Genomic DNA, 18,576 nt, shown 5'->3' on the forward strand with positions numbered 1-18,576 from the left:
GTCAGGCACCATGTGAAATTTTCACATGGTGCCTGACACCCTAGGATTAGATTGCTTTTTCAGTTAAGTAGAAAAGCCCGCCATTGATGAAGGAAATGTTTATTTTAGGTTCGTATTGCTCCTTTAATGCCTGTTTTTCTGTTTCGTAGCTGTCGTTTTCTTCCTCAGCATCTTCATAGAAATGGTCTAAAAGACGTAAATCCTGCTCCCAGCGCTTTCTCGCGTCATCTGCCCAAGAATGGTCATCACCCTCAATCATCGATTTAAGGTAATTTTCAATTCTTGACATCCCGCTTTTCGGCTTTACTAATGGTGATAGGGTAAAAGAGTAATCCGGTATTTTAGGTGTCAGCGATATTTTCTGAAGCCGATCATGGAAATCCTCCACCATTTGCCCATTAATCAGCTGTAAGCCAATAGACTTAAAAATATCTCGTTTCCGATCACATTGGTAAGAAATTTTAACATTCATACAGAGCCAGGGCATTAATGGAGTTTGGCTGCTGCCATGTTGATGGTTTTCATAAAGCCGTATGTAACTGGCTAAATTTCTCGTTGATTCAAATATTTGGTGGAGCCGAGGCGAGCCGAAATGAATAATCTCCCCTCTCATATTTTCAGGTGCCGCTTTTTGATTAGTAATAAACGTCAGCTTCATCGGATTCGGAATGCCGCCCGTTTTTTCTAAATAATGCCAGTAAAAAGGGCGATTCATTAGGGCTTTATCAAGTTCAATCGTCAACTGAACCGTTAAATATCCCGGCTTATTTTCGACAATCGGACAATCATTGGCTTTAAAATAATTCAAAAGAAAACTATGAATTTCCTGCTGCTGCATGTGAATCTCCTTTCTTCATACTTTCTGCAAATTCAATCATAGATGATAAATTTTCCATTTTGATCCGCATTTCACCCTCTGAAGCGGACTGGCCAAATATATCAATTAAATGATCCTCAATATTGCCGAATTCCAGTTTCGTGAGAATATCATCGAGCTCGCCGATAACCTTCTCAAACAAATGAATTTTTTCATACAATAGCTTGAGAATATGCTCCTCGACCGTGTTTTTTATCGCAAAATTGTAGATCATGACATCTTTTTCCTGCCCAAGGCGATGAATCCGTCCAATCCGCTGCTCCAGTCTCATCGGGTTCCATGGCAAATCAAAGTTAATGATATGATTACAGAATTGCAGGTTAATTCCTTCACCGCCTGCTTCCGTTGCAATTAGCACCTGGGCGTGCTTTTGAAACAATTCACGCATCCAGTCTTTTTTACCGCGCTTAAACCCGCCGCGAAAAGGAACAGAAGAGATTCCATGCTGCTTTAAATACCATTGCAAATACAACTGGGTTGCTCGGTATTCCGTGAAAATAATGACTTTGTCATTCACTTTTTGAATTAACTCGAGAGCCTTTTCTGCCTTTGAATTTTGCTGAACTGCTTCCACCTTTTTAATCAAATATTGGATTTGTTCTTCAAAAGCCTGTGTAGGATTTTCTTTTTTCTGCAGCATATTTTTTAATGTGTAAAAAACAGCTTCTCTGCTGCTGCAAGCTTCGCGCTGCAGGGTCATGACCGAGAAAGCACTGGTCTGGAGCCAGTCACCTTCGCTTTTTAGGTCTGTTATCGACATGTACAGCTCTTTTTCCGGTTGTGTAAATTCGATAGGAATTGTTTCAACATGTCGTTTCGTCCATTCAATTCCCGTATCTGCACGGCGGTTTCGAATCATCACTTTATTGACGAGCTCTTTTAAATGCTCGTCATCATTTAAGGATCGAGAATCGCGTTTGTATTTTTCATAGAATGCGGTTTCACTGCCTAAATGACCTGGTTTAAGGAGCGAAACAAGGTTAAAAATTTCCTCGATTCTATTTTGAATAGGAGTGGCCGTCAACAATAAACAAAATTTCTTTTTTAGATTTTGAACAAATTCATAGTTTTTCGTTTTATTATTTTTCAATTTATGGGCTTCATCGATAATGATAAGGTCATAATCCTGTTGATAAATAATGTCCCGGTGCGGATTCCGCTTCGCTGTATCAATCGAAGAAACCACCACATCGCACTGCTCCCATACATAGCTTTTCCTTTGGGTGATGGCTGGGATAAAAAACTTGCTATTCAGTTCAATGGCCCATTGGGTTACTAATGAAGCGGGAACAAGGATCAATACTTTTTTTACCAGTCCACGAATCATGTATTCTTTTAAAATCAAGCCGGCTTCAATCGTCTTACCCAGTCCGACTTCATCGGCAAGAATCGCCTTGCCATTCATGTTTTCAATTACTTGCTTAGCGGTTTCAAGCTGGTGAGGAAGCGGTGTTAAATTAGCCAGATGATTCGGTGCCTGAAGGCCCTCAAATTCAGGGATGACAAGGTGTTTTTCAACCCCAATAGCCAGTTTAAAAAGCTCCCAATTTCCCCAAGGACCATCGTTGTCAATTCTATGCAAAAAATCATCCTGCCAAGAGGAATCAAATTCAATTTCAACAGACATCGTTTCAGCTCCTGTTCCTGCAAAAGTTCCTTACAAAAGTTATTGCTCAATGTAATGTTTTAATGGTAGGATGATAATAGCTTTGAAAGTTTTAAATATTTTAATAAGGTAATTTATTTTAGAAGTATAATTAGTATGACCAAAATGGAAAATTTTATAAATGCGAATGATAACAAGGGGAGAGACTACTTTGTAGCGCCGAAGGAGCAAGCAGACCATGTGAATCTCTCAGGCAAAAGAACTCTTGTTTGACGCGGCTCTGGAGAGTGCTGTATAGATTGGGCAGCCACCAAAGGGGAAAGCCATTCTTAGGTTAAACTTTCAGGTGCAAGGACAGAGACCTTCTTTCGTTTTAAGGGAGGTCTCTGTCCTTTTTTATGTTTTCCTTTGTCAAAATACTTTTTTAAATGCGAAATCAGAATAATATTTTTCCTGATTTTGTTAATGGGTTAATCTCTGTTAAAGAGTCAATTTTTACGAATAATGAACATGTAAAAGATTGAAGGGGGATCTATGATGACTGAATTGAAACGTACTCCGCTGTTTGACGTTTATAAGGAATACGGCGGTAAAACGATTGATTTCGGAGGCTGGGAACTGCCTGTCCAGTTTTCAAGCATTAAGGAAGAGCATGAAGCCGTAAGAACAAAGGCTGGATTATTCGATGTTTCCCATATGGGGGAAGTAGAAGTAAAAGGTGTTGACAGCTTAAATTATTTACAAAAAATGATGACAAACGATATTTCAAAAATTAAAAACGGCGGAGCCCAGTACACAGCAATGTGCTATGAAAATGGCGGTACAGTTGATGACCTGCTCGTCTATAAAATCGAAGATAATCACTATTTATTGGTTGTGAATGCATCCAATATTGAAAAGGACTATAAATGGCTTGAAGAACATTTAGAGGGCGATGTCAGCCTTGAAAACCTTTCTGAAAAAACGGCACAGCTTGCCGTTCAGGGACCTCTCGCTGAAAAGGTACTGCAAAAGCTTACGGATACTGATTTAAGTGGTGTTGGCTTTTTCAAATTCCAGCAGGAAGTGCTCATAAATGGAAAAAAGGCGCTAGTATCTAGAACCGGCTATACCGGTGAAGATGGCTTTGAGGTTTATTGTGATTCTGCAGAAGCCGCACTGCTTTGGAAAGAAATTTTAAAAGCAGGAGAAGAAGAAGGAATTCTCCCATGTGGATTAGGAGCGCGCGATACTCTTCGTTTCGAAGCGGTGTTAGCACTCTACGGCCAAGAGTTATCGGCGGAAATTTCTCCGCTGGAAGCCGGTATTGGGTTTGCGGTGAAATTGACTAAAGAAACAGATTTCATCGGGAAAGAAGCATTAAAGCAGCAAAAAGAAAACGGTCTTCCACGAAAATTGGTTGGTATCGAAATGATTGACCGTGGAATTCCGCGTCACGGCTATCCAGTCTATAAAGGTGAAGAAATAATCGGAGAGGTTACGACTGGAACTCAGTCTCCAACCTTAAAGAAGAATATTGGTCTTGCCTTAATTAAGACTGAATTTGCTGGTCTTGAATCAGAGGTAGAAGTGGAAATTCGCGGTAAACGCCTGAAAGCTACAGTAGTTCCAACACCTTTTTATAAAAAAGAAAAGAAATAACAGAAGGGAGCTAGGTTTATGAAACATCGTTATTTACCAATGACTGAACAAGATAAGAAGGCTATGCTTGAAACGATTGGTGTTTCCTCCGTTGATGAGCTGTTTAGTGATATCCCTGAAAAAGTGAGATTTAAAGGTGAATATAATATAAAAGCAGCAAAATCAGAAACGGCATTAATGAAAGAACTATTTAATATGGCAAGCCGTAATGCAGACCTAAAAAGAAATGTTTCTTTCTTAGGTGCCGGCGTTTATGATCATTACATGCCTGTAATTGTAGACCATGTCATTTCTCGGTCAGAATTTTATACAGCCTATACACCATATCAGCCAGAGATTTCACAAGGTGAACTTCAAGCCATTTTTGAATTCCAAACAATGATATGTGAATTAACAGGAATGGATGTAGCTAACTCTTCGATGTATGATGGTGGAACAGCTCTTGCAGAAGCCGCGATGCTAAGTGCGGGTCATACAAAACGCAAGACGATTGTTGTATCAAGTGCGGTACATCCAGAGTCCCGTGAAGTATTAAAGACCTATGCAAAGGGTCAATATCTTGACGTTGTAGAAGTTCCTGTAAAAGACGGTGTCACTGATGTTGAGGCTTTAAAAGGATTGGTGAATTCAGAAGTTGCTGCTGTTATTGTCCAATATCCAAACTTTTTCGGCAGAATCGAACCTTTAAAAGAACTTGAAGAAATCATTCATGAACATAAAGCGATGTTTGTTGTTTCAAGCAATCCATTATCACTAGGAGTTTTGACACCTCCAGGGAAATTCGGTGCGGATATCGTGATCGGCGATGCACAGCCGTTCGGAATTCCAACTGCCTTTGGCGGACCACACTGCGGATTTTTTGCTGTAACAACTAAATTGATGCGTAAAGTACCAGGACGTCTCGTTGGTCAGACAATCGATGACCAAGGCCGCCGCGGTTTTGTATTAACCCTTCAGGCACGTGAACAGCATATCCGTCGTGATAAAGCGACTTCCAACATTTGTTCGAACCAGGCGCTAAATGCACTTGCTGCGTCGGTTGCCATGACGGCTCTTGGTAAAAAAGGCGTTCGAGAAATGGCAGCATCCAACTTACAGAAGGCGCACTATGCGAAAAATGCCTTTAAAGAAGCAGGGGTTGAAGTTGTTTTCGATGGCCATTCATTTAACGAATTTGTGGTCAAATTAAATAAGCCTGTTAAAGAAGTCAATCAACAGCTCTTACAAAAAGGAATCATTGGCGGTTATGATTTAGGCCGTGATTATCCTGAGTTGTCTAACCATATGCTTATTGCGGTTACGGAGCAAAGAACGAAGGAAGAAATTGATACACTAGTGAAAGAATTGGGGGATTTGCATGCATAATCAAGATCAAGCGCTCATTTTTGAACTAAGCACACCCGGACGAATTGGTTACAGCCTTCCGGAAATGGATGTTCCGGAAGCAGATCTAAATGGTCTTCTCCCAGAAGGATACTTACGTGTTGATGAACCGGAGCTTCCTGAAGTAGCTGAGCTTGATATCATGCGCCATTATACTGCCCTTTCAAGAAGAAATCACGGGGTAGATTCTGGCTTTTATCCGCTCGGCTCTTGTACTATGAAATATAATCCAAAAATCAATGAAAATGTTGCCCGCTTTAACGGTTTTGCCCATGTGCATCCATTGCAAGACGAAAGCTCTGTCCAAGGCGCATTAGAGCTTTTGTATGACTTGCAGGAGCATTTAATTGAAATTACTGGAATGGACGAAGTAACCCTTCAGCCGGCTGCAGGCGCCCATGGTGAATGGACAGGATTAATGATGATCCGTGCTTATCATGAAGCGAATGGGGATTTGAAGCGTACGAAAGTAATCGTTCCTGACTCAGCGCACGGTACCAACCCGGCCTCAGCCACAGTCGCAGGTCTTGAGACGATTACCGTTAAGTCGAATGAAAATGGTCTTGTTGACCTTGAGGATCTAAGAAGAGTTGTTGGTGAAGATACGGCTGCTTTAATGTTGACCAACCCAAATACACTAGGACTATTTGAAGAAAATATCCTTGAAATGGCTAAGATTGTGCACGAAGCTGGTGGTAAGCTTTACTATGACGGCGCGAACTTAAACGCGGTTTTATCTAAAGCAAGACCAGGAGACATGGGCTTTGACGTTGTTCACTTAAATCTTCATAAGACCTTTACCGGTCCTCACGGAGGCGGCGGACCAGGTTCTGGTCCTGTTGGGGTTAAGGCTGACTTAATTCCGTTCCTGCCAAAACCAGTGATCGCGAAACGCGGTGAAGAGTATGTTCTTGATTATGACCGTCCACAATCAATCGGACGTGTAAAGCCATATTACGGAAACTTCGGCATTAATGTTCGTGCCTATACTTATATCCGTTCCATGGGTCCAGACGGCTTAAAGGCGGTAACAGAATATGCAGTTCTAAATGCGAACTACATGATGAGAAGACTTGCTGAATATTATGATCTTCCGTTCGATAGACATTGTAAACATGAATTTGTCTTAAGCGGCCGCCGTCAGAAGAAGTTAGGCGTGCGTACCCTTGATATTGCGAAGCGCCTGCTTGATTTCGGCTACCATCCGCCAACCATTTACTTCCCGTTAAATGTGGAAGAGTGTATTATGATTGAGCCGACAGAAACTGAATCAAAGGAAACCTTGGATTCTTTCGTCGATATCATGATCCAAATTGCCAAAGAAGCAGAAGAAAACCCAGAGGTTGTTCAAGAGGCGCCGCACACAACTGTGGTCGGTCGTCTGGACGAAACTACTGCTGCTCGGAAACCAGTATTAAAATACCAAAAGGCATAATAAGTTTAGGGATGATTCGTTTGTGAATCATCCCTTTTTGTTGGAAAAAAAGTTTAAATGTCCAAAGTCCACTAATATATGTCCAAAGCGGTCTGGAAATTGTCCAAACATCATTTAAAATTGTCCAATAAGGCTTGAAAAATGTCCAATACGCATAAACTATTGTCCAATCCACCGACATACATAAAAAAGGCACCGGAAACTGCTTCCGGAGCCCTCAAACTTATTTCTTCGCTTTTACTTTTCCAGACCATTTTTTAAATCCGCCTTGCAGTTGAGTTAGGTCTTTATAGCCTTTACGGTGTAAAAATTGGGCTGCACGTGCGCTGCGCATGCCGCTTTGGCAATAAAGATAAACTGGCATGTCAGGTCGAATTTCTTTCATGCGCATTCTCATTTGAGACATTGGGATATTACGTGCGCCTAGAATATGACCGCCTTCGAACTCGTTCGGTTCACGAACATCTATTAGCTGTGCCTTACGATACCCTGAACGAAAATCTTCTTCAGTTATCGTTTTGACAATCCTTTTTTGGTAGAAATACGTGAAAACGGAGTAAATAATAACTGCTGCGATAACGACTAATAAGAAATAAAGTGAATTCAATTCCTTTTTGCTCCTTTCAAGCTTTGCTGCACTAGTATTTATTATATAAGCCAAACCCGGAAAGATAAAGATGAATGGAAAAAATTCTTTAAAGAGTCCCTAAATATATTATAGCAGAATCATCTCATTTTGAATTCCTATCAGATTTTGGTAGACTTAATATCGAAATAATTTTACAAAAATGGGGTTTTTGCATGGAAAAAGAAGTTTGGCGTTTCATAGATACGGGAAATAGTTCACCATCTTTTAATATGGCATTAGACGAGGCACTTCTTGACTGGCACAGCGAAGGAAAATTTCCGCCGGTCATTCGCTTCTATGGCTGGAACCCTCCAACTCTATCTGTTGGTTACTTTCAAAAAGTAGAAAAAGAAATCGATATGGAGGCAGTTAGAGCACATCAGTTAGGCTTTGTCAGAAGGCCGACGGGCGGACGCGGCGTCCTACATGAGCATGAGCTTACATATAGTGTAATCGTATCAGAAGACCATCCAGAGATGCCGAAAACGGTCACAGAGGCTTACCGAGTGATTTCAGAAGGCATTTTAAAAGGTTTCCACCATTTAGGGTTAGAAGCCTATTTTGCTGTTCCAAAAACGGCAGAAGAACGGGATGCCCTTAAAAATCCTCGCTCTGCAGTCTGCTTTGATGCTCCGAGCTGGTATGAGCTTGTAGTGGAAGGCAGGAAGGTGGCAGGCAGTGCGCAAACAAGGCAGAAGGGAGTCATTCTCCAGCACGGCTCCATTTTATTGGATTTAGATGAAGATAAGCTGTTTAGCTTATTCAAGTATCCAAACGACCGTGTAAAGGAACGGATGAAGAAGGCCTTTAAAGATAAAGCCGTCGCGATTAATGCGATTAGTCCAAGAAGAATAACGCTGGAAGAGGCCAAGGATGCTTTTTACAGTGGCTTTGCGGAAGGACTGAACGTAGAGCTTGAACCATATCAGTTAACAGAAGAAGAGCTTGCTTATGTTGAAAAAATTGCAAAAGAACGCTATGAGAATGATGAGTGGAATTTTAAAAGATAAAAAAAGGCGAAATTTTTCGCCTTTTTTTATTATACAGAGACGACTTCTTCAATTGCCTTTATATATTTCTCATACCAAATTTTCCATACGTCTTTTCGAGACTCAATTGTCCGTCCATCGAGCAGGGCATCGATGACATCTAAGCATACATGCCATCCAGCAAGGTCACGAGGAGTATGGTCGGTAATCTTAGTTAATTTTTCATTCAGGACTAATTTGCAGCCATCAATCTTGGGATAAAGTTCAAACCGAACTAGATCCTCTGCCCAGGTATATTCCAATATGGATTGCATTTTTAACTCTGTAATCGTCATCTCGATAAAGGTGCCATTGCCCATATTAAATTTTATAACACCGCCCTCGCGAAGCTCATCTACTCGAAGCTCTGGGAACCATTTTGGCAGCTTTTCATTGTCCGTTAAATATGACCATACATCTTCCGCCGAATGGTTTAAATGACGTTCGAATTTAGCGATATAGCCGTTTCCGTCCTTTTTTATTTCTGCAAGCATTTTATGCCCCTCCCAATAATCTATTAGTTTATAATATCATTTTGGACAAAGCTGATAAATTTGTATGACTGTTTTTGGATAAAAAATAAATCTCAAACCGCAAAATATGTTAAAAATTGCAGTTTTTTGCCGAAAAACCATAGAAATCTTTATTTTACTCAAAAATCTAGTGTATTTTAAGTTTGACAAAATAATTGTTTTTTGCCTATTCTACAATATGTAGTAGTGTCGAAAATATTTTCGGTACCATATATTGAGTTTTAGTTGATTTGTTTTGTAATTCTATGTTAACTTATGTTTATTAAGACAACTAGATATAGCATAACTTTCTAGAATCTAACACAATATACAGAATTTATAAATTGAAGGAGTTGTTTTCATGTCTATTGTTTTTAGACAAAAAATGAATATCGATTTTGAGAGGTTGAATGAGGACATCCGCTTGTTTCCCCAGGTGCACCCAGTAACCCCGGATATGAAAATAACCCACAAGGGCGTTTCGCGATTGGTCATGTTAGACCGCTACACCTTTAAAGATACTGCAAAAATTACCCTGACGAATGGTGACTTTGTTGTTTTGACGATTAAAGAGGATCCGAAATTTCCAGCTAGAGGGCTGGGTACAATAAAGGAAATTGATTGGGAAAAGAAAAAGGCAAAGGTTTTAGTGGAAGAGGAATTCAGAGGCGTTCTGGATGATCAGCAGGAATCTGAAACAGGAATGATCTGGCGCTCTCTTGATGTAATCGAGAAGCCGCTGGAACTTTTTTATGAGCAGATTGCCAAGAGGAATGCTACGGGGCTTGCTTCGGTTGAAGAAACAGAAGAGAAGCGAATTGAGTGGACAGAGAAGTTTTATCAGGAACTTGTGAATATGAACTTTATTCCTGCCGGACGCGTTCTTTACGGGGCAGGATCAGGCACGGAGGTAACATTCTTTAATTGTTACGTAATGCCGTTTGTTCCAGACTCTCGTGAAGGTATCTCAGACCACCGGAAGCAGGTCATGGAGATTATGAGCCGTGGCGGTGGTGTTGGCACGAATGGTTCGACATTAAGACCAAGAAACACCCTTGCAAGAGGCGTAAATGGTAAGTCATCGGGTTCGGTTTCTTGGTTGGATGATATTGCGAAGTTGACTCACTTAGTCGAACAAGGAGGCAGCCGCAGGGGCGCGCAGATGATCATGCTGGCGGATTGGCATCCTGACATTATTGAATTTATTATTTCAAAAATGCAAAACCCTAGAATTCTACGATTCTTAATTGAAAATACAAATGATGAAACAATTAAAAAGCATGCTAAAGATAAGCTAAAGTTCACACCATTGACACTGCAGGAAACTGCGATGTACCAAGGAATTGTCAATTATAAAAACATCCCTGGTTTAGGAGGCTTCAGTGATTCGATTATTGCTGAGGCTGAAGAAAAACTAGAAACCGGCGGTAATTTTACAGTTCATAATTCTGAATTCTTAACGGGAGCAAACATCTCTGTGTGTTTAACAAAAGAATTTATGGAAGCTGTTGAAAACGATGGTGAATATGAACTCCGTTTCCCATATGTAGAGCATTACAATGAAGAGGAAATGAAATTCTACAACGAAGAATGGCATAAAGTCGGAGATGTTCGTGAATGGGAAAAGCTCGGTTATAAAGTACGTGTTTATAAAAAAATCAAAGCAAAAGAACTTTGGAATCTAATAAACATCTGCGCAACCTATTCTGCTGAACCTGGAATATTCTTTATTGATAACGCAAACGACATGACAAATGCGAAAGCATATGGTCAACAAGTTGTTGCAACAAATCCATGTGGTGAACAACCCCTTGCACCGTTTTCTGTATGTAACCTAGCAGCAGTTAATCTAGCTGAAATGGCTGATAAGGAAACAAAAACAGTTGATTTTGAAAAATTAAAGCAAACAGTAGCAATTGGCGTCCGCATGCAGGACAACGTCATCAATGCTACTCCATATTTCTTAGAAGAAAACAAAAAGCAAGCACTAGGTGAACGACGTGTGGGGCTTGGAGTTATGGGATTACATGATTTATTAATCTACTGTGAAACAGAGTATGGTTCACCAGAAGGTAACCAACTCGTTGATCAGGTATTTGAAACAATTGCAACGACTGCGTATAGAACATCTGTTGAATTGGCGAAAGAGAAAGGAAGCTTCCCATTCTTAAACGGGGAAACATATGAAGAAACAAATCGTTTACGGCAGGCTTTCACTGAAACTGGATTTATGAAAAAAATGCCTGAAGACATCCGCCACTCCATTTTGGAAAGTGGAATTAGAAATTCTCATTTGCTGACTGTTGCTCCAACTGGATCCACTGGAACAATGGTTGGTGTTTCAACCGGATTAGAGCCTTATTTCTCATTCTCATATTTCCGTAGTGGACGTCTAGGCAAATTTATTGAAGTAAATGCAGATATTGTTCAGGAATATCTTGAGAAGCATCCAGAAGCAGATCCAAACAATCTGCCAAAATGGTTTGTTACAGCAATGGAGCTTGCTCCTGAAGCCCATGCAGATGTTCAATGCGTCATCCAGCGATGGATTGACAGTTCTATTAGTAAAACGGTTAACGCGCCAAAAGGCTACAGTGTGGAACAAGTAGAGAAGGTATATGAGCGACTATACCGCGGCGGTGCAAAAGGTGGTACCGTCTATGTAGATGGTTCACGTGATTCTCAAGTACTAACACTGAAAGCAGAAGAGAACACGAATGAACAGTTATCCATGTTTGATGAAAAACCAAAACAGCATGTTGTTCTAGTCGATACGATCAGCGATCTTAGATCAACTGACGTGACGATTGGATCTGAAGTTGGCAACACATGCCCAGTCTGCCGAAAAGGAAAAGTAAAAGAAATTGGCGGATGTAATACTTGTACAAATTGTAATGCCCAATTAAAGTGTGGATTATAGAATAATTAGAGCGAATGGAAGGTAATGTCCATTCGCTTTTTTTGTTATTTTGACAATGCGCTGAGCCTAATGATCCTCTAATTTACACTCACAATAAAATTATTTTAGAATAATTTTTGTAACAAAACTGTAATCTGGCTGTGACCTCTCTGTTACTCTTTCCTTGTATAGTATGAGTAACAAATCACTGCAAGGGGGACTAACAAATGTTGAAGAAACTTATCGCAGCTTTAGCAATTACAGCTACTATAACAACTTCTTTGTTTGCCACTGCGGGTGATAAAGCAGAAGCGGCATATTATCATACAAAAGCAATTTCCGTAGCAAAAGCCAATTTAGGCGTTCCATATCGATATGGCGGCATTACCCCAAGAGGCTTCGACTGTTCAGGTCTTGTAAAATACTCTTTCGGACAAGCTGGTAAAGTATTACCTAGAACGGCAGCCGACATGTTTTACACAAAAGGTTATCGTGTAGGTTCTTTACAGGCGGGAGACCTAATGTTCTTTGCACCAACTAAAGCAAGCAGACCAGATCACGTTGCGATTTATATCGGAGCAGGAAAAATGATTATGGCTTCATCTTCGAAGGGTGTAATCATTACCTATACAAGCAACAGCTACTGGAAGCCAAGATACATTGGAGCAAAACGAATCTAATTGTACAAAAAAGAACATCGTCCATGGCGATGTTCTTTTTTATGACCTAAATGTCAATCCATGTTCCTTTAAAGCAGACCTAAGTTTAGGTATAGAAGCTGGCCCCATTCCATGGAATTGTAAAATTTCTTTTTCACTATATTTTGATAACGACTGTAAGGAAGATATCCCATTGTTTTCCAATGCTCGCCTAGCTGGGGCAGAGAGCAATGAAAGAAATCCATTTTCAGGTTTACGTTCTTGCTCACAAGTCGGACAGGTTGGACAATCGCTGCTTTTATAATATTTGTGTCCTTGACTGCAAATCCTTAAATTCTTTTCCGAAACTGCCATTTTAATTATCTCCTTTCTTATAAAGCTATTCTACACCACACACATAAAAATTTTCTCTTTGTCCGCTGTACTATTTTGCTAACAAGCCGATTAAAAATGTAACAATGACTTCATCTAGGGAGTGGCTGCCATGAAAATAGACGGCGTTTTTTCTGGAGGAGGAATGAAAGGCTTTGCACTTGTTGGTGCCTGTGAAGAAATTGAAAGCAGAGGATTACAGTTTGTCAGGGTGGCAGGAACCAGTGCAGGATCAATCGTGGCAGCGCTAATTGCTGCCGGTTACACAAGCAAAGAAATTTATCAAATGATAGATGAGCTGGATATATCAAATATGCTAGATGCCCGTAAAACATTCATCCCAATACCATTTATAAAATGGCTATCTGTTTATTGGAAACTCGGTCTTTATAAAGGAAAAAAGTTTGAAAATTGGATGAAAAAAAAGCTGGAAGCTAAAGGAATAAGTACCTTTTCCGATTTACCTCCACAATCTTTAAGAGTAATCGCTTCAGACTTAACAAATGGTCAAATGGTCGTATTGCCAGATGATTTAGTAAAATACGGGATCGATCCTGGATCTTTTCCAGTCGCAAAAGCAATTAGAATGAGCTGCAGCATTCCATATTTTTTTGAACCTGTTAAAATGCGTTCAAACATTTTAGTGGATGGAGGAGTCCTAAGTAATTTCCCGATGTGGCTTTTTGATAAGGAAAATATTCAAAAAGTAAGACCTGTCCTGGGAATCAAGCTAAGTCCAAATGAATATGAACATAAAAAACACAAAATCAACAATGGCATTCAATTAATGGGAGCCTTATTCGAGACCATGAAGGATGCGCATGATGCAAGGTACATTTCCAAAAAACATGCAAAAAATATCATCTTTATTCCAACTGATGGTTTTTTCTCATTGGAGTTCCATTTAACAGATGAAAAGAAACAAAAACTGTTTGAGTTAGGAAAAGAGCAGGCAAAACAGTTCTTGAAATCATGGTGTTATTAAAAAATCGAGCATCTAAAACGATGCTCGATTTTTCTTTTTACTCTTTTTCCCATCAATGACGGTGAGATGAGCAGGAGATTTCTTTTTTGTTTTGCTGCTTTTCTTTAATGAGGTTAACGTCCCATGGGCAGAGCCTTTAACAGAGGCATCTCCGCCCTTTAGCTGCAATCGTTTTTTCGATTGTTTTGCTGCTTTAAGAAATGCCCGCTGCTCTTTTTTCTGGGGGCTTGAATTTGAAAATTTACGTACAACGAAATATATGATTAAACCGATCAATGCGATGACAGCTATTCTCTGAATGAAACCGGCAGGATTAGCTGTAAAAGAGCCATAAATACCTAATAATGCAAGAATAATAAGACCGCCAACGACAAACACGGATGTCCGATTTTTCAAGAAAGCCACCTCCCTAAGAGCATCATAAGCATTTTTTTTACCTTTTAAACCCGAAAAAAGCAAAGATTAAACAATTTCTTCCTTTTCAAAAGAGACCTCAGATTCCTTTTCTCTTCTTAACAATTCATTAAAGGAAAGGATAGCCACTTCTACCTGGTCATCATTTGGTTCTTTAGTTGTTAAAAGCTGTAACCAAAGTCCCGGCAGACCTAGGTATTTCAATACTGGAATATCTCTAAGTTTGTTTGTAATCTGCAAGACTTCAAAGGCAATACCTAATACAACAGGTATTAAAAGAAGTCGGTCGACAATACGTAACCAAAGCGGCGATGTTGGAACAAGTAAATAGACAAAAACGCCGACAATGACTGTAAATAGGATAAAACTGCTGCCACACCGATAATGAAGCCGTGAGTTTGCCTGAACATTTTCAATTGTCAATTCGACTCCAGCTTCAAAGGTATTAATTACTTTATGCTCAGCCCCATGATATTGAAACACCCTTTTAATAAGAGGAGTAAGTGATACGAAATATATATAGGAAAGGAGCAGTAGAAGTTTAAACAGCCCTTCTACTAATACTTGAGCAACATCTGATGGAAAGATGGGTTTTGTTAATTCCGCTAAGAAAACTGGAATTAGGGTGAAAGCGAATTTACCAAATAAAAAGGAAATGACTCCTATCACAGCAACTCCAAGATACATCGTAAATTTGGAGACTTCTTTTTCTTTAATTTTCGCATCTTCTTTTGGGTCTAAATCAAATCTTTCCGTGGAAAAGTTTAAGTGTTTGGAGCCATTCGCGCTTGCCTCAATTATGGCAATAATCCCTCTGATAAAAGGAATTTTTTTCAAAAATGAAAAATAAGGGTTTCCTTTACGGGGCAAATGGAAATATTCTACAGAATGATCTTTTCTGCGAACCGCGGTCACATAGTGATGTTTTCCGCCAAACATGACTCCTTCTACAACGGCTTGACCGCCATAAACGGGTTTTTGAATATGGGACATAAGTGAACACCAACCTATTACAAAAGTTGCACAATAGCAGAAATGATTAATCTGTATGTACTTAAATGTATTCTACTAGAAAAATGAAAAAACCTCTAGGAATGACATAATTTTTCCATCTAAATTCAGTAATTTTTTTTTTACATGCAAGGGAATGAAACCCTAGGGACATAATAAGGTGGAATTTATTCAAGTGCATACCTGATTTGTAAAAAAAGCTTTTGTTTGAAAGTTAAAATTGGAGGTTTATGGTAATGGCTAATATACTAAAAACAGATGATTATCCAAAACCAATGTCTTTTCCTGTAATGGTCTTCTGGACTGGTTTATTTGGTGGTGTTTTTTGGGGGTTCATTGGATATCTTGCGAATTATTTAAGTTTTACGGAAATTCATCCCAATGTAATCTTAGAGCCATGGGCTTTTGGGGATTGGAAGACTCAATGGCAGGGAACGTTAATTTCCCTTTTGTTACTAGGAATTATTTCAGTTGTGGCAGCATTTATATATTATTTCGTTTTAAGGAAACTGAAAGGATTTTGGTTTGGTATCATTTATGGGCTTATCTTGTACCTTTTGGTATTCTTTGTCCTAAATCCTCTTTTTCCTGGAATAAAACCATTTTTTGATTTAAGCCGTGATACCATTATTACGTCTATCTGTATTTATATCGTATATGGAATTTTTATTGGATATTCCATTAATTACGAGTACCAAAATAATATAGCACAAGAGAATGAGGCATCATCTTAACTTGTAATTGGTCGGATTCCGCTTTGTTATGATAAAATATTTGTGTCTTCGTTTGGATTTGAAAAGGAGAGTGGGAACGATGGAGAAATTAGAAAAATTACGATCAAGCTTTGGTGCATATGGGATTGATGGAATCCTAATTACAAGCTCGTATAATCGCCGGTACATATCAAATTTCACAGGCTCTGCAGGGGTTGTTTTAATAAGTGCAGATAAAGCCCTTTTTATCACCGATTTTCGTTATATTGAGCAGGCTTCGAAACAATGCGGCGGTTTTGAAATCATTAAGTTTTCTGGTTCCATTCCTGAGGAAGTGGCCCAGCAGGCAAAAAATTTAGGCATTAAAAAGCTTGGAATTGAAGAGGATTATTTAACGTACTCTTCCTTTAAAGTATATGACAAAGAAGTTGAAGCTGAACTTGTTCCGGTTTCAGGGGTTGTGGAAAAATTACGCTTGATTAAGACCGATGCAGAGATTAAGATATTAAAGGAAGCAGCGGATATTGCTGATGCTGCATTTAAACATATTTTAGATTTTATTCGTCCAGGGAAAACTGAACTGGAAGTATCGAATGAGTTAGAATTCTTTATGAGAAAAGCTGGAGCAACTTCATCTTCTTTTGATACCATTGTTGCTTCTGGACATCGCTCTGCGCTTCCGCATGGTGTAGCGAGTGACAAAGTAATCGAAAATGGTGACATGGTAACACTTGATTACGGTGCGTATTACAAGGGATATGTTTCCGATATCACTAGAACAGTTGCTGTTGGTGAGCCTGATTCAAAGCTGAAGGAAATTTATAATATCGTTCTAGAATCCCAATTACGTGGTATGGATGGTATTAAACCTGGGATAACTGGGAAGGAAGCAGATGCTTTAACGAGAGACTACATCACCGAAAAAGGTTATGGAGAATATTTCGGGCATTCAACAGGCCATGGAATTGGTCTAGAGGTCCATGAAGGCCCTGGTCTATCCAGCAAATCTGATCTTGTTTTAGAGCCAGGAATGGTCGTTACTTGTGAACCAGGTATATACATTCCAGGACTTGGCGGCGTTCGGATTGAAGATGATACCTTAATTACCAAGAATCATAACGAAGCACTTACTCATTCAACGAAAGATCTAATTATTTTGTAACGAACCTAGGAGGATTTATAACATGATTTCTGTTAACGATTTTCGTACAGGATTAACTATCGAAGTGGATGGCGGCCTTTGGCGCGTCATGGATTTCCAACACGTAAAGCCAGGGAAAGGGGCGGCGTTTGTTCGTTCTAAACTCCGTAACCTCCGTAATGGAGCCATTCAAGAAAAAACATTCCGTGCGGGTGAAAAGGTAGAAAAAGCACAAATCGATAACCGCAAAATGCAATATCTTTATGCAAGCGGTGACCAGCATGTGTTTATGGATATGGATTCATACGAGCAAGTGGAACTTCCTGCCAATAACATAGAATATGAATTAAAGTTTTTAAAAGAAAACATGGAAGTTCATATTATGATGTTTAATCATGAAACACTTGGAGTAGAATTGCCAAACACTGTTGAACTGGAAGTAACAGAAACAGAACCAGGAATTAAAGGTGATACTGCTTCCGGCGGTACGAAGCCTGCAACACTTGAAACTGGATTAATTGTTCAAGTGCCATTCTTCATTAACCAAGGTGACCGATTGATTATCAATACTACAGAAGCATCATACGTATCAAGAGCATAATAATGATTGAAAAGCCTTAGACCGCCAAAAACGGTACTAAGGCTTTTTTATTTTTAACAAATTCTCCAAACTTTCTCCTAAGTTTCTGCACACTTTTTTTTTAGATTAAGAGTGTAATCAAACTAAAGGAGTAGATAAACATGAATATGACACATTATATGGGATTATTAGCAGACAATCAGCCGTGGAATTTAATCATTTTTATGGCGATTCCAGTCATCTGTGCCGAAACCATTGCGATTACAGAATTAGGAATCCTTTTTACCCGGAATCTAAATGGCGGGTTAAGAAAAGTTAATAAGATCGTTAGTATTATAGCTGGTTTTTATTTTACAGGAATATTCGTTTACTTAATGAAGACAGCGTATATTCCATTAACCGCAAATGGAGAATGGAAAGGCTGGATTGATGTTGTCGCGGTGACCTTTTACCTGCTTGGAATCGTGCCATTACTAGGAATGGCCCTCTTAGATTTGGGTCTTATCTACAAAAGCAAAACCGCAGAAGAAAAGTTGAAGATTCATGCCTTTTTCGTGGGGATGTTCCTGGTCGTTGCCCACGTGGCGATGATTTTTGGAATGGTCGATCCGTCTCTTGGTTCTGTAAGCCATACAGGTCATGACATGATGAATATGTGAAATGAAAATGCTGGAGGTACCATATTGTATTTC

The 18,576-nt window shown here is 39.4% G+C and carries 18 protein-coding genes and 1 riboswitch; of the genes, 11 read left to right on the forward strand and 7 right to left on the reverse strand.

Features of this window, described 5'->3' with window-relative positions:
• Positions 1 to 46: 46 nt before the first annotated feature.
• Together V7161_RS22695 and V7161_RS22700 are read right to left on the reverse strand one after the other, a co-directional pair.
• Entirely contained in the window at positions 47 to 838 is a 792-nt protein-coding gene (locus tag V7161_RS22695; protein ID WP_335715117.1) for a YqhG family protein, read from the reverse strand.
• A complete protein-coding gene (locus V7161_RS22700) occupies positions 816 to 2,504 on the reverse strand; it encodes a DEAD/DEAH box helicase (RefSeq protein WP_335715118.1) in 1,689 nt (562 codons plus the stop codon). Before V7161_RS22700 ends, V7161_RS22695 begins: the two co-directional genes overlap by 23 nt.
• Before the next feature lie 166 nt (positions 2,505 to 2,670).
• Positions 2,671 to 2,758, forward strand: a riboswitch (glycine riboswitch).
• Positions 2,759 to 3,020: 262 nt separating this feature from the next.
• On the opposite strand from V7161_RS22700, the gene gcvT reads away from it, so the two are divergent.
• The 3 genes from gcvT to gcvPB are packed head-to-tail and all read left to right on the forward strand — an operon-like array spanning position 3,021 to position 6,942.
• The gene (gene gcvT, locus V7161_RS22705) at positions 3,021 to 4,124 is read left to right on the forward strand and encodes a glycine cleavage system aminomethyltransferase GcvT (protein ID WP_335715119.1); all 1,104 of its coding nucleotides are present in this window, start codon (positions 3,021 to 3,023) and stop codon (positions 4,122 to 4,124) included.
• Between the two features lie 18 nt (positions 4,125 to 4,142).
• Positions 4,143 to 5,489: an aminomethyl-transferring glycine dehydrogenase subunit GcvPA gene (gene gcvPA / locus V7161_RS22710; protein WP_335715120.1), complete on the forward strand. Its 1,347-nt coding sequence runs from the start codon at positions 4,143 to 4,145 to the stop codon at positions 5,487 to 5,489.
• Positions 5,482 to 6,942 carry an aminomethyl-transferring glycine dehydrogenase subunit GcvPB gene (gcvPB, locus tag V7161_RS22715; protein ID WP_335715121.1) on the forward strand — a complete coding sequence of 487 codons (1,461 nt, stop codon included), beginning with the start codon at positions 5,482 to 5,484 and terminating at the stop codon, positions 6,940 to 6,942. The genes gcvPA and gcvPB overlap by 8 nt, the downstream gene beginning before the upstream one ends.
• Positions 6,943 to 7,165: 223 nt before the next feature.
• On the opposite strand, the gene V7161_RS22720 is transcribed toward gcvPB, so the two are convergent.
• Positions 7,166 to 7,549, reverse strand: a complete 384-nt coding sequence (locus V7161_RS22720) for a rhodanese-like domain-containing protein (RefSeq protein WP_335715122.1) — start codon at positions 7,547 to 7,549, stop codon at positions 7,166 to 7,168.
• Between the two features lie 194 nt (positions 7,550 to 7,743).
• Here V7161_RS22720 and V7161_RS22725 point away from each other — a divergent pair, with 194 nt between their 5' ends.
• The gene (locus V7161_RS22725; protein WP_335715123.1) at positions 7,744 to 8,580 is read left to right on the forward strand and encodes a lipoate--protein ligase family protein; all 837 of its coding nucleotides are present in this window, start codon (positions 7,744 to 7,746) and stop codon (positions 8,578 to 8,580) included.
• A gap of 29 nt (positions 8,581 to 8,609) precedes the next feature.
• On the opposite strand, the gene V7161_RS22730 is transcribed toward V7161_RS22725, so the two are convergent.
• Entirely contained in the window at positions 8,610 to 9,092 is a 483-nt protein-coding gene (locus V7161_RS22730; RefSeq protein WP_335715124.1) for an SRPBCC family protein, read from the reverse strand.
• Between the two features lie 379 nt (positions 9,093 to 9,471).
• Between V7161_RS22730 and V7161_RS22735 the strand changes: the two genes are divergently transcribed.
• Both V7161_RS22735 and V7161_RS22740 read left to right on the forward strand, forming a co-directional pair.
• Positions 9,472 to 12,030 carry a vitamin B12-dependent ribonucleotide reductase gene (locus V7161_RS22735; protein WP_335715125.1) on the forward strand — a complete coding sequence of 853 codons (2,559 nt, stop codon included), beginning with the start codon at positions 9,472 to 9,474 and terminating at the stop codon, positions 12,028 to 12,030.
• Positions 12,031 to 12,236: 206 nt separating this feature from the next.
• On the forward strand, positions 12,237 to 12,689 hold the full coding sequence (locus V7161_RS22740) for a C40 family peptidase (protein ID WP_335715126.1): 453 nt from the start codon (positions 12,237 to 12,239) through the stop codon (positions 12,687 to 12,689).
• Positions 12,690 to 12,728: 39 nt separating this feature from the next.
• Here V7161_RS22740 and V7161_RS22745 read toward each other — a convergent pair whose 3' ends face one another.
• Positions 12,729 to 13,022 (reverse strand): RNA polymerase alpha subunit C-terminal domain-containing protein, encoded by a 294-nt coding sequence (locus V7161_RS22745; protein ID WP_335715127.1) that lies wholly within the window; start codon positions 13,020 to 13,022, stop codon positions 12,729 to 12,731.
• 130 nt (positions 13,023 to 13,152) lie between these two features.
• Here V7161_RS22745 and V7161_RS22750 point away from each other — a divergent pair, with 130 nt between their 5' ends.
• The gene (locus tag V7161_RS22750) at positions 13,153 to 14,025 is read left to right on the forward strand and encodes a patatin-like phospholipase family protein (protein ID WP_335715128.1); all 873 of its coding nucleotides are present in this window, start codon (positions 13,153 to 13,155) and stop codon (positions 14,023 to 14,025) included.
• A gap of 12 nt (positions 14,026 to 14,037) precedes the next feature.
• Here the strand turns inward: V7161_RS22750 and V7161_RS22755 are convergent, their stop codons facing one another.
• Both V7161_RS22755 and V7161_RS22760 read right to left on the reverse strand, forming a co-directional pair.
• Entirely contained in the window at positions 14,038 to 14,430 is a 393-nt protein-coding gene (locus V7161_RS22755) for an SA1362 family protein (RefSeq protein WP_289985054.1), read from the reverse strand.
• A 57-nt stretch (positions 14,431 to 14,487) separates the two neighbouring features.
• Positions 14,488 to 15,432, reverse strand: coding sequence for a DUF1385 domain-containing protein (locus tag V7161_RS22760; RefSeq protein ID WP_335715129.1), 945 nt, complete (start codon positions 15,430 to 15,432; stop codon positions 14,488 to 14,490).
• A gap of 254 nt (positions 15,433 to 15,686) precedes the next feature.
• Between V7161_RS22760 and V7161_RS22765 the strand changes: the two genes are divergently transcribed.
• From V7161_RS22765 to V7161_RS22780, 4 genes are all read left to right on the forward strand, one after another.
• Positions 15,687 to 16,184: a YqhR family membrane protein gene (locus tag V7161_RS22765; RefSeq protein ID WP_335715130.1), complete on the forward strand. Its 498-nt coding sequence runs from the start codon at positions 15,687 to 15,689 to the stop codon at positions 16,182 to 16,184.
• Positions 16,185 to 16,263: 79 nt separating this feature from the next.
• A complete protein-coding gene (locus tag V7161_RS22770; protein ID WP_335715131.1) occupies positions 16,264 to 17,325 on the forward strand; it encodes a M24 family metallopeptidase in 1,062 nt (353 codons plus the stop codon).
• Positions 17,326 to 17,347: 22 nt separating this feature from the next.
• Positions 17,348 to 17,905 carry an elongation factor P gene (gene efp / locus V7161_RS22775; protein WP_223591422.1) on the forward strand — a complete coding sequence of 186 codons (558 nt, stop codon included), beginning with the start codon at positions 17,348 to 17,350 and terminating at the stop codon, positions 17,903 to 17,905.
• A gap of 140 nt (positions 17,906 to 18,045) precedes the next feature.
• Positions 18,046 to 18,543: a DUF6803 family protein gene (locus V7161_RS22780; RefSeq protein ID WP_335715132.1), complete on the forward strand. Its 498-nt coding sequence runs from the start codon at positions 18,046 to 18,048 to the stop codon at positions 18,541 to 18,543.
• Positions 18,544 to 18,576: the final 33 nt, after the last annotated feature.

Source organism: Neobacillus drentensis, assembly GCF_036965425.1.
GTDB classification, from domain to species: Bacteria; Bacillota; Bacilli; order Bacillales; family Cytobacillaceae; genus Neobacillus; species Neobacillus drentensis_F.

What these genes read in the sequence shown, in the direction of transcription:
- V7161_RS22695 (WP_335715117.1), bottom strand. Translation starts at nt 838, where the DNA reads ATGCAGCAGCAGGAAATTCATAGTTTTCTTTTGAATTATTTTAAAGCC.
- V7161_RS22700 (WP_335715118.1), bottom strand. Translation starts at nt 2,504, where the DNA reads ATGTCTGTTGAAATTGAATTTGATTCCTCTTGGCAGGATGATTTTTTG.
- gcvT (WP_335715119.1), top strand. Translation starts at nt 3,021, where the DNA reads ATGACTGAATTGAAACGTACTCCGCTGTTTGACGTTTATAAGGAATAC.
- gcvPA (WP_335715120.1), top strand. Translation starts at nt 4,143, where the DNA reads ATGAAACATCGTTATTTACCAATGACTGAACAAGATAAGAAGGCTATG.
- gcvPB (WP_335715121.1), top strand. Translation starts at nt 5,482, where the DNA reads ATGCATAATCAAGATCAAGCGCTCATTTTTGAACTAAGCACACCCGGA.
- V7161_RS22725 (WP_335715123.1), top strand. Translation starts at nt 7,744, where the DNA reads ATGGAAAAAGAAGTTTGGCGTTTCATAGATACGGGAAATAGTTCACCA.
- V7161_RS22730 (WP_335715124.1), bottom strand. Translation starts at nt 9,092, where the DNA reads ATGCTTGCAGAAATAAAAAAGGACGGAAACGGCTATATCGCTAAATTC.
- V7161_RS22735 (WP_335715125.1), top strand. Translation starts at nt 9,472, where the DNA reads ATGTCTATTGTTTTTAGACAAAAAATGAATATCGATTTTGAGAGGTTG.
- V7161_RS22740 (WP_335715126.1), top strand. Translation starts at nt 12,237, where the DNA reads ATGTTGAAGAAACTTATCGCAGCTTTAGCAATTACAGCTACTATAACA.
- V7161_RS22745 (WP_335715127.1), bottom strand. Translation starts at nt 13,022, where the DNA reads ATGGCAGTTTCGGAAAAGAATTTAAGGATTTGCAGTCAAGGACACAAA.
- V7161_RS22750 (WP_335715128.1), top strand. Translation starts at nt 13,153, where the DNA reads ATGAAAATAGACGGCGTTTTTTCTGGAGGAGGAATGAAAGGCTTTGCA.
- V7161_RS22760 (WP_335715129.1), bottom strand. Translation starts at nt 15,432, where the DNA reads ATGTCCCATATTCAAAAACCCGTTTATGGCGGTCAAGCCGTTGTAGAA.
- V7161_RS22765 (WP_335715130.1), top strand. Translation starts at nt 15,687, where the DNA reads ATGGCTAATATACTAAAAACAGATGATTATCCAAAACCAATGTCTTTT.
- V7161_RS22770 (WP_335715131.1), top strand. Translation starts at nt 16,264, where the DNA reads ATGGAGAAATTAGAAAAATTACGATCAAGCTTTGGTGCATATGGGATT.
- efp (WP_223591422.1), top strand. Translation starts at nt 17,348, where the DNA reads ATGATTTCTGTTAACGATTTTCGTACAGGATTAACTATCGAAGTGGAT.
- V7161_RS22780 (WP_335715132.1), top strand. Translation starts at nt 18,046, where the DNA reads ATGAATATGACACATTATATGGGATTATTAGCAGACAATCAGCCGTGG.